The 14,813-nt window shown below is 50.8% G+C and carries 17 protein-coding genes and 2 tRNA genes; 7 read left to right on the top strand and 12 right to left on the bottom strand.

Annotation, left to right across the window (positions count from 1 at the left end):
• From ppcA to ACPLJI_RS08345, 5 genes are all read left to right on the top strand, one after another.
• The coding region (gene ppcA, locus ACPLJI_RS08365) for a phosphoenolpyruvate carboxylase (RefSeq protein WP_424741237.1) at nt 1-1,466 on the top strand (1,466 nt) is incomplete at its 5' end.
• Between the two features lie 72 nt (nt 1,467-1,538).
• On the top strand, nt 1,539-2,363 hold the full coding sequence (gene heR, locus ACPLJI_RS08360; protein WP_424730625.1) for a heliorhodopsin HeR: 825 nt from the start codon (nt 1,539-1,541) through the stop codon (nt 2,361-2,363).
• 108 nt (nt 2,364-2,471) lie between these two features.
• Nucleotides 2,472-2,543, top strand: a tRNA-Gln gene (locus ACPLJI_RS08355).
• A gap of 63 nt (nt 2,544-2,606) precedes the next feature.
• Nucleotides 2,607-2,678, top strand: a tRNA-Gln gene (locus tag ACPLJI_RS08350).
• Nucleotides 2,679-2,704: 26 nt separating this feature from the next.
• Complete coding sequence (locus tag ACPLJI_RS08345) at nt 2,705-3,826, top strand: ATP-grasp domain-containing protein (protein ID WP_424730640.1); 1,122 nt, start codon at nt 2,705-2,707, stop codon at nt 3,824-3,826.
• A gap of 21 nt (nt 3,827-3,847) precedes the next feature.
• Here the strand turns inward: ACPLJI_RS08345 and ACPLJI_RS08340 are convergent, their stop codons facing one another.
• Nucleotides 3,848-4,012 carry a hypothetical protein gene (locus ACPLJI_RS08340; RefSeq protein ID WP_187239679.1) on the bottom strand — a complete coding sequence of 55 codons (165 nt, stop codon included), beginning with the start codon at nt 4,010-4,012 and terminating at the stop codon, nt 3,848-3,850.
• Nucleotides 4,012-4,419 (bottom strand): DUF61 family protein, encoded by a 408-nt coding sequence (locus tag ACPLJI_RS08335; RefSeq protein ID WP_424730624.1) that lies wholly within the window; start codon nt 4,417-4,419, stop codon nt 4,012-4,014. The genes ACPLJI_RS08340 and ACPLJI_RS08335 overlap by 1 nt, the downstream gene beginning before the upstream one ends.
• 60 nt (nt 4,420-4,479) lie before the next feature.
• Between ACPLJI_RS08335 and ACPLJI_RS08330 the strand changes: the two genes are divergently transcribed.
• Nucleotides 4,480-4,812 (top strand): hypothetical protein, encoded by a 333-nt coding sequence (locus tag ACPLJI_RS08330; protein ID WP_424730623.1) that lies wholly within the window; start codon nt 4,480-4,482, stop codon nt 4,810-4,812.
• Between the two features lie 13 nt (nt 4,813-4,825).
• Nucleotides 4,826-5,248, top strand: coding sequence for a hypothetical protein (locus ACPLJI_RS08325; protein ID WP_424730621.1), 423 nt, complete (start codon nt 4,826-4,828; stop codon nt 5,246-5,248).
• Nucleotides 5,249-5,374: 126 nt separating this feature from the next.
• Here ACPLJI_RS08325 and ACPLJI_RS08320 read toward each other — a convergent pair whose 3' ends face one another.
• Genes ACPLJI_RS08320 through ahaH form a run of 10 tightly spaced genes read right to left on the bottom strand, consistent with a single transcriptional unit; the run spans nt 5,375 to nt 14,479 of the window.
• Nucleotides 5,375-5,758, bottom strand: coding sequence for a DUF22 domain-containing protein (locus tag ACPLJI_RS08320; RefSeq protein WP_424730620.1), 384 nt, complete (start codon nt 5,756-5,758; stop codon nt 5,375-5,377).
• Nucleotides 5,758-6,399 carry a V-type ATP synthase subunit D gene (locus ACPLJI_RS08315; RefSeq protein ID WP_424730619.1) on the bottom strand — a complete coding sequence of 214 codons (642 nt, stop codon included), beginning with the start codon at nt 6,397-6,399 and terminating at the stop codon, nt 5,758-5,760. Before ACPLJI_RS08315 ends, ACPLJI_RS08320 begins: the two co-directional genes overlap by 1 nt.
• Before the next feature lie 33 nt (nt 6,400-6,432).
• Nucleotides 6,433-7,824 carry an ATP synthase subunit B gene (locus tag ACPLJI_RS08310; protein WP_424730618.1) on the bottom strand — a complete coding sequence of 464 codons (1,392 nt, stop codon included), beginning with the start codon at nt 7,822-7,824 and terminating at the stop codon, nt 6,433-6,435.
• Between the two features lie 2 nt (nt 7,825-7,826).
• Entirely contained in the window at nt 7,827-9,581 is a 1,755-nt protein-coding gene (locus ACPLJI_RS08305; protein WP_424730617.1) for an ATP synthase subunit A, read from the bottom strand.
• Nucleotides 9,578-9,898 (bottom strand): V-type ATP synthase subunit F, encoded by a 321-nt coding sequence (locus ACPLJI_RS08300; RefSeq protein ID WP_424730616.1) that lies wholly within the window; start codon nt 9,896-9,898, stop codon nt 9,578-9,580. The genes ACPLJI_RS08305 and ACPLJI_RS08300 overlap by 4 nt, the downstream gene beginning before the upstream one ends.
• Complete coding sequence (locus ACPLJI_RS08295) at nt 9,895-11,052, bottom strand: V-type ATP synthase subunit C (protein ID WP_424730615.1); 1,158 nt, start codon at nt 11,050-11,052, stop codon at nt 9,895-9,897. Before ACPLJI_RS08295 ends, ACPLJI_RS08300 begins: the two co-directional genes overlap by 4 nt.
• A 15-nt stretch (nt 11,053-11,067) precedes the next feature.
• The gene (locus tag ACPLJI_RS08290; protein ID WP_424730614.1) at nt 11,068-11,688 is read right to left on the bottom strand and encodes a V-type proton ATPase subunit E; all 621 of its coding nucleotides are present in this window, start codon (nt 11,686-11,688) and stop codon (nt 11,068-11,070) included.
• A gap of 4 nt (nt 11,689-11,692) precedes the next feature.
• Nucleotides 11,693-12,181: an ATP synthase subunit K gene (locus tag ACPLJI_RS08285; RefSeq protein WP_013296144.1), complete on the bottom strand. Its 489-nt coding sequence runs from the start codon at nt 12,179-12,181 to the stop codon at nt 11,693-11,695.
• 5 nt (nt 12,182-12,186) lie between these two features.
• Entirely contained in the window at nt 12,187-14,154 is a 1,968-nt protein-coding gene (locus ACPLJI_RS08280; protein ID WP_424730613.1) for a V-type ATP synthase subunit I, read from the bottom strand.
• A gap of 10 nt (nt 14,155-14,164) precedes the next feature.
• Complete coding sequence (gene ahaH / locus ACPLJI_RS08275; protein WP_321210961.1) at nt 14,165-14,479, bottom strand: ATP synthase archaeal subunit H; 315 nt, start codon at nt 14,477-14,479, stop codon at nt 14,165-14,167.
• Nucleotides 14,480-14,813: the final 334 nt, after the last annotated feature.

The following is a 14,813-nucleotide window of genomic DNA, read 5'->3' as shown; positions in this document are numbered from 1 at the left end:
CTGGAGTGTTAAACATGAAGGTTCCAAGATGCATGAGTACACAGCATCCAGACAATGTGAACCCGCCGTTCTTTGCAGCAGAACCTGAACTCGGTGGTGAAGATGAGATCAGGGAGGCCTACTATGTCTTCTCACACCTGGGCTGTGATGAGCAGATGTGGGACTGTGAGGGGAAGGAAGTGGACAACTACGTAGTTAAGAAGCTCCTCACAAAGTACCAGGCCTTCTTCCAGGATCATGTCCTCGGCGAGGACCTCAGGTTAACCCTCAGGGTCCCTAACCCCACGGTGGAGAGGGCTGAGGCCAAGATACTCCTGGAGACCCTTGAGAGCATACCGAGATCCTATGACACCGCAAGCCTCTTTTACGGGATGGACGCACCCCCTGTATTTGAGGTCATACTGCCCATGACATCCTCCAGCAGCTGCCTCAACAGGATCCACAGCTACTACCGGGACTTCGTGAAGGGCAAGGAGAGGCTGCAGCTTGCAGATGGTGTAACCGTCAAGGAGTGGATCGGGGAGTTCAGACCCGATGAGATAAACGTCATACCCCTCTTCGAGGACCATGAGGGGATGCTCAACGCAGCCCGTATAACAGCCGAGTACCTTGAAGGTAAGGACCTCACAGGGCAGAGGGTCTTCCTTGCAAGATCCGACCCGGCAATGAACTACGGTATGGTCTCAGCCACGATACTCAACAGGATAGCCCTCAGGGACTTCAGGGCCCTTGAGGAGGAGACCGGGGTTAAACTCTATCCAATCATAGGTATGGGTTCAGCCCCATTCAGGGGAAACCTCAGGCCGGATAATGTGAGGGACGTTACAGGGGAATACAGCGGGGCATACACATTCACCGTCCAGTCCTCCTTCAAGTACGACCATGAACCCTCAGAGGTCATAGGGGGGATAAGGGAGCTGAGATCAGCGAAACCAGGCAGGGCATCTGATATTGAAACCGGCCGTGCCCTTGAGATAATCTCTGCCTACTGTCGGGAGTACCGGAGGCAGGTCATGGACCTGGTGGACATCATAAACAGGGTTGCAAGGTACGTCCCGGGCAGAAGGAAGAGAAAGCTCCACATCGGACTCTTTGGATATGCCAGGAGTATGGGTAACGTTTCACTTCCCAGGGCAATAACATTCACAGCAGCCCTCTACTCCCTGGGGGTTCCCCCTGAGCTTCTGGGCTTCAATGCACTATCCTCTGAGGATATTGAATTCATAGAGGATGTCTACCCTGGCCTCAGGCGTGACCTTGGAGATTCTCTCAGGTATGCCAACCCTGAATCGCCATTCCTCAGCCCTGAGGTTAAATCCGCGGTTGAGGAGTACATTGAACCTGAATATGATGAGAACCACCGCAGGGTCACTGATGAAATCATAAGGGCCCTCAGGGTTAACAGAACCTCCAACCTCCAGGAACTCATACTTGAGGCTGCAAGCCAGAGGAGGTTCCTGGGGTAACTTCCCCTTTCAGCCCCCGGCTTACAGAAATATTAAAATAATTTAAGAAACATAGTAGATCCGGGGGTTGTTATGGATAATGTTGAAAGACTTAAAATGATTGAGAAGTCCCCCATAACCTTTGAGGGACTCCGTAAACTGAACATTGCGGCCGGGACACTGCACCTCCTGCAGGGTCTTCTGATGGTTGCACTGGGCTACCTTCTGACCTGGGACAGGGACATATACACCTTCTACCTGAAGTTCAAGGTGATATCCCTGAACCCACCGTCCTTTCAGGTGCTCCCGAACCCGGAGGTGGCGTTCACGGTGAGCTACCTTGGGGTGATACTTGCATCCTTCCTTCTGATCTCTGCGGTGGCACACTTCACCATAGCCTTCCTGAGGAATGAGAGTTACGTTGAGAACCTGAAGAGGGGTATGAACCCCTACCGCTGGTACGAGTATGCCCTCTCCAGTTCAATAATGATCGTCATACTGGCCACCTTTGTGGGCGTGTGGGACCTCTGGTCACTTGTGATGATCTTCGTCCTCAATGCCTCAATGATAATGTTCGGTTACCTCATGGAGAAGATCAACCAGTACACCGAGAAGATAGACTGGTCACCCTACCTGCTTGGCTGTATTGCTGGTTTCACGCCCTGGATCGTCATTGCAGCATACTTTGTGGCGGCCCTTGGTTCAGCAGAGACCCAGCCACCTGACTTTGTGTACCTTGCACTCCTCCTCTACTTTGTGATGTTCAACACGTTCTCCATCAACATGCTGCTCCAGTACAAGGGTGTTGGTAAGTGGAGGGACTACCTCTACGGTGAGCGGGTGTACATCATACTGAGCCTTGTTGCCAAGACCATACTGGCCTGGCTGGTATTCATAGGGGTCTTCTCACCATTCTAACCGCCCGGTCTTCCATCCATTCCAATTTTATTTTTACCATAACCGCAAACTATTTATATGGCTTCCATGTAACACATATCTTGCCGATATGAACTGTTTTTCACATACAGTCCCGTGGGGTAATGGCAATCCTGATGGACTCTGGATCCATCGATAGCGGTTCGACTCCGCTCGGGACTATCCCCCCAACCCCCCTTTATCGAAACCTATTTATGATGAACCTCACCACCTATTAACTGTCACAGTCCCGTGGGGTAGTGGTAATCCTGCTGGGCTTTGGACCCGGCGACAGCGGTTCGACTCCGCTCGGGACTATCAAATCAACTTATTCTGTGTCTGGAATGGAAGAACTCCTCATAATAGGCGTCAACACAAGACCCGTAGCTGAATCAGCCTTCAGAGCAGGTTACAGTGTCTACTCTGCATCATACTACTGTACCCTGGATTTTCGTGGATACACAGAGAGGAGGTGCATCCTCCAGGAGCGAATTGGGGAAAGCTGCGGGAGGTTCCAGGAGAACTTCAGCACAGATAAACTCCTTGAAGCAGCATCTGATTTTATAGAAAGGGCTGATGGCATAATACCCCTGACAGGGGCCCCTGGACTCCCAGAGGATAAGGTGCTGGGTAACCCACAGACAGACCATGTGGAGGACAAGTACCAGCTCTACCGGAGGATAAAGAACTCATATCCCACACCGGAGACCCACCTCATCACTGACCCCCAGGAGGCCCTGGAGATCGTATCAGGTGGGGATAAGAGGTACCTCCTAAAGCCTGTGAGGGGTGCCGGGGGCTTTGGTGTGATGGATTTCCATGAGACCAGCGGCGAGTTCCTGCTGCAGGAGTACATTGAGGGCGTACCTGTGAGCGCCTCAGTACTATCAACGGGTTCTGAGGCCATGACCGTCCTCACAAGCAGGCAGATCATCAAAAGGAACATCCCCGGATTTGAGGGCCAGTTCATCTACGCCGGTAACATAACACCGGGGCCCCGTGGTGTGATCGAGGAGATGGCGGAGGACCTCATACTTGACCTCTCACTCAGGGGCTCCAATGGTGTCGACTTCATCATGGAGGGCTCTGAGCTTTATGTTGTGGAGGTGAACCCCCGCATCCAGGGGACCTTTGAGTGTGCCGAGGCATCTCTGGGTATAAACATGACCGAGGCCCATGTGATGGCCTGCATGGGTGAACTAATTGAAAAACCGGAACCTCTAAGGTATGCTGTTAAGAGGATACTCTACGCCCCCTCAAGGTGTGTGGTGGGTGAGATGAAAGTCCAGGGGGTCCATGACCTCCCACTCCCCGGTGCAATAGTTGAGGAGGGTGAACCCCTTGTAACGGTGCTGGCTGCAGATGAAAACCCTGAAAGGGCGATTTCAGCTGCATCCATGGTGTGCTCCATGGTCAGGAAAAAACTGAACCCCTGTCATAAACCAGGAAAAGGTGCCCTGAGATGATCCATGGTCTGAAAACTACAGTTATATTATGCCAAGAAGCAGGAGTATCAGTATTATGGTGCCTATGGTTATGAGTACTGTGCTCAGAATCATACCGCCTGTCATTAAAAGGAAGAGTTTCGCCCTTCTATCCGGGTCCTTAAGGTACTCCTTAAGCGGATCCTTACTCATATCATCAACCTCCATTAAAGCTCCCTCACAAGGAATATGTACTGTGTTGCCGTTGGAAACCTTGCCCTCAGAACCCTGATCTCGGGTCTGTATATGTAGATCTCATCCCCCTCATCGTCCCTCCCAAGAACCTCACTGACCACCTTAACCTCAACCTCACCCGCTATCCTTGCACCTGATGTATCCGATTCAATCTCAATGTAGATGGGTAACCTCAAACGGCGTGCCTCCTGGGGGGTCAGCATGTCCCTGAGCTCCTCAAGTTCAGCCCATTTGAACCTGTGCCTCGTCCCATCAGAACCCAGGACGTGGGGTTTATCCTCCCCCAGGAGCTCCTCAAGGGTCTTTCTCCGGGAGGGTAGGTGCCTGTTGAGGTTGAAGATCTCCTTCCTTATGAGCCTGTCTGACCTGTCACCTCTCATCGTATAGGCTATGTTTTATATTCTATAAAAGATTAATATCTTAACCGTGGAGGGTGGACCTTGGATATTGATATAGAGCAGTGCAGGGAAAATGATAAGATAAAGGAGATAATAAGTAGCAGCGGACTCCCCATAAAGTACATAAAACTTCTTCTGAGGCTCTCCGATGGTATATACATAAACGGGGTTAACTACAACGTTAAGATCACAGATGATGGTGTTTCAATTCTCCTCATATCCTCCAAGCCAGAGAACAGGACAGGCCTATTCAGGACAGGGGCCCTCACCAACATATTCTACCGTATACGTGAAATTGAAAAGGAAAACGAGGAGATTGAAACCGAGATCCGTGTCAGTGAAGGCCTGATAGAGGTAATGATTCAGTTTGGCTGATGGGTGGTGGGTGATGGATCCAGAGGATTACCAGATCATCTTGATGGAACTTGCAAATTTCAGCGAAATCGACACATCAACCATAGCATCAACAAGGAAATCTCTCATGGAACTCACCGAGAGGAGAGAACAGTTACTTGAGATCCAGAAGCAAATAAAGAGGGATATTCGGGGGGTTGAGCGTTACTACCTGGATCGAATGGCAGAGATAAGGAGTGAGGTTGAGGGCCTCAGGGAGAACTCATCCAAACTTAAAAGGATAGTAACAGGTAACCCTGCGGCTGCCCAGGCAAAGGCGATGAGACAGCTCCACAGAAACCGTGAAGCCCTCATTGAAGCCTACAGGCAACTCCTGGAGTACAGCGAAGAACTCATGGATTACACCGAGGACCTCATGATTGAACTATATGACTCAATAAAGTCCTTCTTTGGATAAAAGACCTTTTTACTCTTAAATTAATAAGACCAACAAAGTGACTCAATAAAGTCCTTCTCTGGATAAAAGACCTTTTTACTCTTAAATTAATAAGACAAAAAAGGCCCCTCTTAAATAAAAAAAGATTTAGTGGGTTAGCTCAACAGGGAGGATTATAAGGACTCCCAGGAGGTCATTCCTGCTTATTTTACCATCCACTGCAGCCACAAAGGTCGCATGGTCAGCCTTACGGTCCATGCTTATTGGCAGGGGCGTCTCCTCCCCGGCCGCTATGGGATGACCAAGTGGGTTTGTGGCGTAGGCACACATGAAGACAATGTGGTTTGCGGGTATGCTGATCTCCTTTATCTTCACGGGTTTTGCCTCGCCGGCCCTCACCTCAACGTCCTCATCTGCAATGATGGCTCTGAGGTTGCCGTAGACCTCACCCATTCTGAAGTCAACAAGCTCCCTCCTATACCTCTCCTCGGCCTCACGGACCTGGCCGAGCCTTGTAAGTATTCTAACCATCACTCCATCTCCATGGATTTTTTGATCATCTTCAACCTGACGAAGTTCTCCCTCTCCATCTCCTCGAGCCTCATCTCAATGTACTTGACGGTGTTCTTGAGTCTCGGGATTATGATGTGTTCAAGTGCGTTGACCCTTCGCTTGGTTGATTCTATCTCGCCGGCAAGGAGCCTTATGGTCTTCTCGATTTCACCGAGTTCTATTATGAGTGCCAGGGACTCCTCGAATTTCCTGGCTGCCTCGTCAAGTTTGACCGATGTGTCCACAAGGCCATAGCCACGCTCAACCACCGTCCTCCTGGTTGCACGGGCATCCACAACAGGGACGACCACACCCATTATACTCCTTGAGTCTATGTCAACCTCCACTGACTCCCTCACTGACATGGCGGCCCTCTCAACCGCGGCGTCACCCATGAGTACCTGGGCCTCTGTGAGGTCCGTGAAGGCCTCCCTGAGGTGCTCCTCCACCTTTTCACGGGAACCCTTAACCCTCTCCAGGATGTTGAAGAACTCCATTATAAGGGCGTTCCTCTTCTCCTTGAGGAGACTGTAACCCTTAACAGCGAGTTTCTCCCGCTGCTTGAGTTTCAGGAGCTCCATCCTTGTGGGGTTGATCCCCTCAATCATTTCCTGTGCCATCTGCTACCTCTCCTGAAAAAATATGTTGGGTGTTTATTCGGCACCCGGGAGGTACTTGGGTATGTGCTCCTCGCGGACCCTCTTGAGTTCTGATCTTGGCAGGAGTGACAGGAGCTCCCAGCCAAGGTTGAGGGTCTCCTCTATGGAGCGGTCCTCATCACGTGCCTGGGTGATGAAGCGTTTCTCAAATTCATCGGCGAATTTGAGGAACTTCCTGTCCCTCTCTGTGAGGGCCTCCTCACCCACAACAGCCATGAGGTCTCTTAAATCACGACCCTCGGCGTAGGCACTGTAGAGCTGATCAGAGACACCGCTGTGGTCCTCACGTGTCCTTCCCTCACCGATACCACCACTCATGAGCCTTGATAGTGATGGTAGCACATCCACAGGTGGGTATATACCCTTACGGTGGAGGTCACGGCTCAGCACTATCTGGCCCTCTGTGATGTAACCTGTGAGGTCAGGTATCGGGTGGGTGATGTCGTCCTGTGGCATCACAAGTATTGGCATCTGGGTGATTGACCCCTCCTTGCCAACTATACGACCTGCCCTCTCATAGAGGCTTGCAAGGTCAGTGTACATGTAACCAGGGTACCCCCTTCGACCTGGGACCTCCTCCCTGGCAGCTGATATCTCCCTGAGGGCCTCACAGTAGTTTGTAAGGTCAGTGAGGATAACCAGCACGTGCATGTCGTGTTCAAAGGCGAAGTACTCTGCTGTTGTCAGAGCCATCCTCGGGGTGATGATACGCTCAATGGCAGGGTCGTCTGCAAGGTTCATGAATACTGTAACCCTTTCAAGGGCGCCTGTCCTCTCGAAGTCCCTCATGAAGTAGTTTGCCTCTTCGTGGGTGATACCCATCGCCGCGAAGATAACCGCAAATTCACTCTCCTCTGCAAGCACCTTTGCCTGCCTTGCGATCTGTGCAGCCAGCTCGTTGTGGGGAAGCCCTGAACCTGAGAATATCGGGAGTTTCTGACCCCTCACAAGGGTGTTCATCCCGTCTATGGTGGATATACCTGTCTGTATGAACTCAGCAGGGAACTCCCTTGCAGCGGGGTTCATTGGGCTACCGTTGATGTCGAGTTCCTTATCCGGGATGATCTCAGGGCCGCCGTCTATTGGTTTCCCTGTACCGTCAAATATACGGCCCATCATGTCAAGGGATACACCGATCTTGGCTGTTTCACCTGTGAACCTTATCTTTGTGGTCTCTGTGTTGAGGTCACTTGTACCCTCAAAGACCTGGACAACCGCCAGGTCCTCCTTTACCTCAAGGACCTGTCCCCTTCTCTTCTCACCTGTGGGTGTTTCAATCTCCACTATCTCACTGTAGGCAACCCCTTCAACACCCTCAACGATCATCAGAGGACCTGAAACCTCTGTGACGGTGGTGTATTCTCGGGTTTTGATGTTAACGTTCATCTTCACACCTCACCACATTCCTTGACGATCCTCTCCTGGATCTCCTTGATTCTTGCCGGGAATTCATCTTCGGGTATGTACTTCATACGCCCTATGTCCTCCTTGACCGGGAGGGCTATGATGTCCGCTGCTGGCGCACCCTTCTCAAGTGCTGCTGTTGCATTCTTGTGGAACATTATGATTGTCCTGAGCATCTCAAACTGCTTTGATGGTGAGCAGTATGTGTCAACCTCATGGTAGGCGTTCTGCTGGAGGAAGTCCTCCCTTATCATCCTTGTTGTCTCAAGGGTTATCCTCTCCCTGTCTGGAAGTGCGTCGGGTCCCACAAGCTGGACGATCTCCTGGAGTTCTGCCTCCTTCTGGAGGAGAGCCATTGCCTCGTCCCTTGTGGCCCTCCATTCAGGGTCAACGTTCTTGGCCCACCATTCCTCGACGCTGTCAACATAGAGTGAGTAACTCTGGAGCCAGTCAATGGATGGGAAGTGACGCTTGTCTGCAAGGGATGCGTCAAGTGCCCAGAAAACCTTACAGATCCTGAGTGTGTTCTGTGTGACGGGCTCTGAGAGGTCCCCACCGGGTGGTGAGACAGCGCCGACAACTGACACAGATGCAACCTTGTCCTCTGAACCCGCGGTTGTAACCCTTCCTGCACGCTCATAGAACTGGGCGAGCCTTGATGCCAGGTATGCCGGGTAACCCTCTTCACCGGGCATCTCCTCAAGCCTTCCTGAGATCTCCCTCATGGCCTCCGCCCACCTTGAGGTGGAGTCAGCCATGAGTGCAACATCGTATCCCATGTCCCTGAAGTACTCTGCTATGGTTATACCTGTGTACACACAGGCCTCCCTTGCAGCCACAGGCATGTTTGATGTGTTTGCTATGAGAACAGTCCTGTCCATGAGGGGGTTACCTGTCTTCGGGTCCTCCAGTTCAGGGAATTCCTTAAGGACCTCTGTCATCTCGTTACCCCTTTCACCGCATCCAACGTAGACGATTATGTCTGCGTCAGCCCATTTTGCAAGCTGCTGCTGGGTAACGGTTTTACCTGAACCGAATGGACCTGGTATTGCCGCTGTACCACCCTTGGCGACTGAGAAGAATGTGTCCTGTGCCCTCTGACCTGTTATGAGTGGCACGTCAGGGTCAAGTTTCTTCTTGTATGGTCTGCCCTTCCTTACCGGCCACTTCTGGAGCATCTGCACCTTCACGGTGCCCTTATCGGTTTCCACTTCTGCTATATCATCAAGGACCGTGTATTCGCCCTGGGGCACTATCCCTGTGAGTTTACCCTCAACGTTTGGTGGGATCATTATCCTGTGGGTTATGGAGGATGTCTCCTCCACCTCACCGATTATATCCCCGCCCTTAACCATCTGACCCTCCTGGGCCAGTGGCTTGAAGGTCCATTTCTTATCCTTTGGGAGTGACGGTACATCCACTCCCCTCTCGATGTAGTCTCCGGTGAGTGCCTTGATATCCTCGAGGGGTCTCTGTATCCCATCGAAGATTGAACCCAGAATTCCAGGTCCAAGTTCCACTGATAGAGGACCGCCTGTTCTCTCAACGGTCTCCCCAGGTTTTATACCTGCTGTTTCCTCGTAGACCTGGATTGTTGCTGTGTCACCCTCAAGTTCAATGATTTCTCCTATGAGCTTGTCTTCACCCACCTTGACCATTTCATACATCTGGGATCCTCTCATCCCCTCGGCGATGATGACCGGACCCGCTATTTTTATAATCCTTCCTTCCTGTGTCATTTTACCATCTCAACCCCAATAACTCTTTTAATAAGGTCCCTCAGTGGATCGGTTTCACGTTCTGAGGGCCCTGTTTTATCAGGTATCTCTATTATCATTGGCAGTGCGCTTGAACTTGTGGTTTCCTCAATAAACTCCCTCAGTTCATCCCCAATCTTTTCTGTGACGATTATTATGGAGAAGCCTTCACCTATAAGGGTCCTTATGGTTTCCTCTGCCTCGTCAGGTGTTTCCACCACGTAGCCTTCCCTGACGCCTCCAAGTCTGAACCCTGTCACGGTGTCCCTGTCACCGACCACTGCAATATTTGAACTCATACCAACATCTCCTTAACCATTGATTCAGGGAACCCTGGCTCCCTCTTGCTTCTTGCTATGACCTTGAGGTTCCGCACCTCGGTTTCCTTCCTGCTGAGGAATCCTATCATTGGTCCCACCCCGAAGGGCTTCTTGAGTGCGAAGTTCCTGGCCATCCTGTTGAGGTTGTCCTCAAGGACTCGCTCGAAGACCGCCACTGAACCTGTTGATGTGTAGTCTGATAGCGCCTCTGACAGGATCTGACCATAGTCTGTCCCCTCAAGGCCGCTTATAACTCCACTGACGTCCTCTGCCTCCATGAGGTCCTTGAGCTTCCACTCCCTCAGCTGGTAGCCCTGGGGTACTATGTAGGGGCTTATGTCATCGTAGCCGAGGCCGTCGGCCTTTGCACGGAGTATCATCCTGAGGTTCGCCACGTCCACCTGTGTACCGAAGTAGCTGTGCAGAATCTTTGTGTTGTCATCTGATGGGCTTCCAACTGACCTTATGAGGTCCTCCAGGAATTTCCTGTCGAGGGCGGCCTCGATTGGGAGCAGCATACCTGTTTCCTGGTACTGGGAGAGGGCATCCTCCAGTACATCTGCGTACTCTGTTCCCTCAAGGCCTGTTACGACCTCCTGGACACTTGAGGCATCCACCAGTCCCTCTATGACATCATAAATCTCCCCTGCAGGTACTATAAGGTTCACTGTCTCCTCAGCACTTAAACCTGCGTCCTTTGCGGTTATGAGGCTCTTTATGTTCCTTATATCCCATTTCCTGAGGTTTGCCCTGAAGGGGTCCCTTATGGATGCAGGCGCTATCTTTGATACTGTCTCATAGGTCTCTGCAAGCTGACTTTCAAGTGCCTTCTCAATGGGGAAGCGGTCAATGTAGCCAGCATAGTCCGGGAGTCCTCTCAGGTAGTTTTTGAACTCCTCCATTGACTCAGTCTCAAGGATCTCTGAGAACTGTTTCTCGTTTATCAATCTCCCGATACGTGCCCTGACTCTGGCGTTGGGGTATGCGAAGGGGAATAAATCTAATATAGGCCTTATAGTTGCTATTACAACAATAGCACCTATAATTGCTCCTCCAAGGAGGACTACGCCTATAAAAGATTCTATTGAAGGGAATCCAAGCGCTGTTACAATTGTTGTGATGCTGTCAGCCATCTGTTATCTCCCCTTTCATTGGAAAAGAATCCTGGCCACCTCTGAACGTAGGGCCTTTCTGAAGCGGGACATCCTGGCCTCCACTGTATTGTTAACCTCAACCAGTCCATCCTTTGTCCTTACCACTGCTCCTCCAATGGTCGTGATACTGTCTCCAACCTCCAGGGTTGTTTTTTTACCTGTCTCGGCTTCCACTTCAGCTGCGATTTTATCAAGGCCAAGGTCGAGGGAGCCGTCGCCCTCCTTCATGCTGACGGTGAGTTCTCCCCCTCCTATCTCAACCGCAGCCTCCTTTATCATTGCCCTCAGGGCGCTGACGTATTCATCTGAGGATGCGGATGCCAGGTTTTCAAGTTCCTCCTCAGCCTTCCTGAAGGCCTCCTGTATTACCTCTTCCCTTGCCTCCAGCTCTGCACGCCTTGCGTTCATCTTGGCCTCTGAGATTATCTGCTGGTACCTCATATCGGCCTGTTTCCTGGCTGACTCCAGGATTCGTTCGCTGGCCATTCTGGCCCTTTTCTCACCTTCCTCTAGTATACCGGCGGCTTCCTTTTCAGCTTCCTGAATGATGGCGTCTGCCTTTGCCTGAGCCTCTGACATTATACTGGAGACAATTTTTTCGGCTCCGGAGCTCATCTAATTAGCCTCCTAGTATTCCGCCGAAGACCATGAGGAGTATGGCGATCAGGAACCCGTAAATAGCCTGTGTCTCTGAAAGGGCTGAGAATATGATACCCCTCGCAAACATATCAGGGTCCTCAACAACTGCACCAACTGATGATGCTGATGTTATACCCTGACCCATACCTGAACCCAGACCTGCGAATCCTATGGCTGCACCTGCACCCACAGCCACAAGTCCGGCTGTTACATCCAGGCCCTTTCCTCCTCCAAGGAGTCCTGAGAACACCAGGAGAAGTATGGCGATCAGGAACCCGTAAATAGCCTGTGTCTCTGGCAGGGCTGAGAATATGATACCCCTCGCAAACATGTCAGAGTCCTCTGCAACTGCACCCACACTTCCTGCGGCTGCTATACCCTGACCTAATCCTGATCCAAGACCTGCGAATCCTACTGCAACTCCAGCACCTATTGCTGCTAAAGCAGTTCCTAATGCTATTTCAACCATTCTATTTACCTCCTTATCTTAGTGAAGTTTCTTTCAGCACGAAATGCGTTGAATTTGTTTTTTCCACCCAGATAGAACTGGGCAAAGAATTCCACATAATGCAGACGAAGTGAGTTTATGAAGGCACCAAGGCTCTGGAAGGCGTTGTTGGCAAGGTGCCCGAACACGAATATTATCGGGGCCAGAATGACTCCAATGACCGGTATCATCTCATAGCTCAGTCCTGTGAGGATGTTAACGGTCATCGCTATACCCCCTGTTGATAGACAGAGGGCCAGGAGCCTTGCGTATGATAGGAGTGTACCCAGGAACCCTGATACATCCATGAGGCCAAATAGGCCGTTGTAGTAGAGCAGCATTGCAGCTGCCAGGATTATCACTGGCGCCCCGAGGAACATTCCCCCGAAGATGTAGAGGATGATACCCAGTTCAAGTATCAGCCAGACTATCTGTGACCCGAGGGCCTCCCTCATGTTCCCGAGCCTTATGTTGTTTCTCGCCCCCAGGATTAAACCGAAGTTGATGTGCAGCACACCAACAGTGAGTGCCATTATGAGTATGTTCTGGGGGTTCACAAATGCGTCTATGGCCGGTATGACCGTTGGCAGCTGAATGTTCAGGAACCTTGGGAAGAAGTCCCCTATGAATCCATTGGTGACCATCCCTAGGATGAAGGCCCATACACCACAGGACATCATTATTATACCGAAGTCCCTCATGAACCGGTTGACCTTACCAAGGCCCCGGTAGAGTATGAGTCCTATGAGTGCATCCAGTATACCGTACCCTGCATCCGTCAAACAGAACCCGAAGAAGAACGGGAACACGAAGGCCATGAAGATCGTTGGGTCGATCTCGTTGTACTTCAGTGGGGAGTACATCTCCACGAAATTCTCGTATGGTTTGGCGAATCTGGGGTTGTCCAGAAGCACCGGGACCTCCTCAGGATCTGGTTCCTCAAGTTCGGTGACACAGTGGCCCTCAGATGACTCCTCAACAACTTCGATGGCCCTATCTGCCTCCTTGAGGGGCACCCATGCCTCCAGCATCACCGTCTTCTCGGTTTCACCGAAGAGTGAGAAAACCTCGTTTCGCTCCTTCTCGATTTCAAGCTGTTCCTTGAGGACAAGGAGTTCGTCCTCCCATTCGCTGTTTATCTCCCTCAGCTTTGAGATTATCTCACTTCTTTCCCCTTCAATTTCCGCAATGCGTGCCTCTGAGGAGGATATGACCTCTGATGGTCTTCCGCTGAGTTCGCTGATCTCGAAACGCTCAAATTCCATTCGCCTGAGGAGTGAGGCCACACTGTCCCCATGTTTCCTGAGGGTTATTATTATTAAAATGCGCTCTGCCTTGCTTTCCCCCTCTGCATCGAACAGTATCAGTTCATCTGTGATCTCTGAGAGCTTTTCCCGGATTTCATCCAGGTTTTCAGAGGGTATTCTCCCGGCGATTCCGGTTATGTACTCTGAATCATGGAGATCGGCAAAATCAATATCAAATTCTTTCAGTTTCTCTGCAACAGATAGGCTTGATTCAAGGCTTGCTTTTTCTGAATCAAGCTCATTCAATTTTTCCTCCATAACCCTGGTCTCTGATTCGACCTTCCCCAGGAGCTCATCGGCCCTTTTCAGGAGTGATTCTGTGTCCAGTTCCTCAACCTCCCTCTTATCAAAGACAGGGGGGTTGATGAACTCCCTCAGGGTATCCCTGAGACCCTTCTCCTGGACTGCCACTGAGCCAAGGAAGTCCAGGATACCGCTGGTTTTCATGAGGAGAGATGATACTCTTCCTGTGTATGGCGTTGCCCTCGATGGTTTAAGGATCTGGCGCCACTCTGCATCCTGCTGGATGCGCTCTGAGATGTCATCGATCTGGGTTATTCCCTCCTCATGCAAGGACCGAACCACTGAATCCGAGTACTGGTCCAGGGTTATGATCTTGAGTTTTCGCATCCTTGCCGGTAGAAACATGTTACTCACACTACAAGATACTTTTCACGATAATGCTGGCGGCCTCAGGGACCCTGCCCATTGCCGCTGACTTCATTGTCTCCACTTCACGCTTCGCCTTCCCTGAAATGCTGATGGCTTCCTTTCTGGCCCTTTCCTCTGCTTCCATTATGAGCTCGTCGCCCTTCTCACTGGCCTCCCTTTCAGCCTTTTCAAGGATTTCACTGGACCTGGTTATGGCGTCATCGATTAGCTGGGATGATTTTTCTCTGGCCTCCTGAATTAACCTGTCAGCGTCATTTTCAGCCTTCTTTATGGTAGTGATAGCTTCCGATATGGTTGTCATGTAAATCACCCTATTAATGCAAAGGTCTATTTAGGGGTATATTTATCTTTTACTATTTTATTCCAGAGTTTATGATACTCAACTAAACCTATTCGGTGAACAAAGCCTTTTGAATCCCTCCCTTGATTCATTAAATCATATTATAATATTTAAATGAATTTAAGGGTGTCATAGAGGTTATTATGTACCATGAAATGATTTTATGCTGCCTGAAGGTTTCTGCTATTCAGGCATCGGTTCAAGGTCTGCCCCGGCAGAGAGATTCTTCTCCTCCTCGCCGTCGTAGTGTATTTCTTCGATGTCGAAGAATTTTCTGAAGGCTGGTTCACGCACC

This window comes from Methanothermobacter sp. (assembly GCF_049720995.1).
In the GTDB taxonomy this organism is placed as follows: Archaea; Methanobacteriota; Methanobacteria; order Methanobacteriales; family Methanothermobacteraceae; genus Methanothermobacter.
This window is presented reverse-complemented; position numbering and strand designations above follow the sequence as displayed.

Bases quoted from the DNA above. Each gene is read 5' to 3' on its own strand.
- ACPLJI_RS08285 (WP_013296144.1), bottom strand. From the start codon at position 12,181: ATGGTTGAAATAGCATTAGGAACTGCTTTAGCAGCAATAGGTGCTGGA.
- ACPLJI_RS08340 (WP_187239679.1), bottom strand. From the start codon at position 4,012: ATGGAGGTTGATGATATGAGTAAGGATCCGCTTAAGGAGTACCTTAAG.
- ACPLJI_RS08335 (WP_424730624.1), bottom strand. From the start codon at position 4,419: ATGAGAGGTGACAGGTCAGACAGGCTCATAAGGAAGGAGATCTTCAAC.
- ACPLJI_RS08325 (WP_424730621.1), top strand. From the start codon at position 4,826: ATGGATCCAGAGGATTACCAGATCATCTTGATGGAACTTGCAAATTTC.
- ACPLJI_RS08305 (WP_424730617.1), bottom strand. From the start codon at position 9,581: ATGACACAGGAAGGAAGGATTATAAAAATAGCGGGTCCGGTCATCATC.
- ACPLJI_RS08290 (WP_424730614.1), bottom strand. From the start codon at position 11,688: ATGAGCTCCGGAGCCGAAAAAATTGTCTCCAGTATAATGTCAGAGGCT.
- ACPLJI_RS08300 (WP_424730616.1), bottom strand. From the start codon at position 9,898: ATGAGTTCAAATATTGCAGTGGTCGGTGACAGGGACACCGTGACAGGG.
- ACPLJI_RS08295 (WP_424730615.1), bottom strand. From the start codon at position 11,052: ATGGCTGACAGCATCACAACAATTGTAACAGCGCTTGGATTCCCTTCA.
- ACPLJI_RS08280 (WP_424730613.1), bottom strand. From the start codon at position 14,154: ATGTTTCTACCGGCAAGGATGCGAAAACTCAAGATCATAACCCTGGAC.
- ACPLJI_RS08315 (WP_424730619.1), bottom strand. From the start codon at position 6,399: ATGGCACAGGAAATGATTGAGGGGATCAACCCCACAAGGATGGAGCTC.
- ACPLJI_RS08320 (WP_424730620.1), bottom strand. From the start codon at position 5,758: ATGGTTAGAATACTTACAAGGCTCGGCCAGGTCCGTGAGGCCGAGGAG.
- ACPLJI_RS08310 (WP_424730618.1), bottom strand. From the start codon at position 7,824: ATGAACGTTAACATCAAAACCCGAGAATACACCACCGTCACAGAGGTT.
- ACPLJI_RS08345 (WP_424730640.1), top strand. From the start codon at position 2,705: ATGGAAGAACTCCTCATAATAGGCGTCAACACAAGACCCGTAGCTGAA.
- ahaH (WP_321210961.1), bottom strand. From the start codon at position 14,479: ATGACAACCATATCGGAAGCTATCACTACCATAAAGAAGGCTGAAAAT.
- heR (WP_424730625.1), top strand. From the start codon at position 1,539: ATGGATAATGTTGAAAGACTTAAAATGATTGAGAAGTCCCCCATAACC.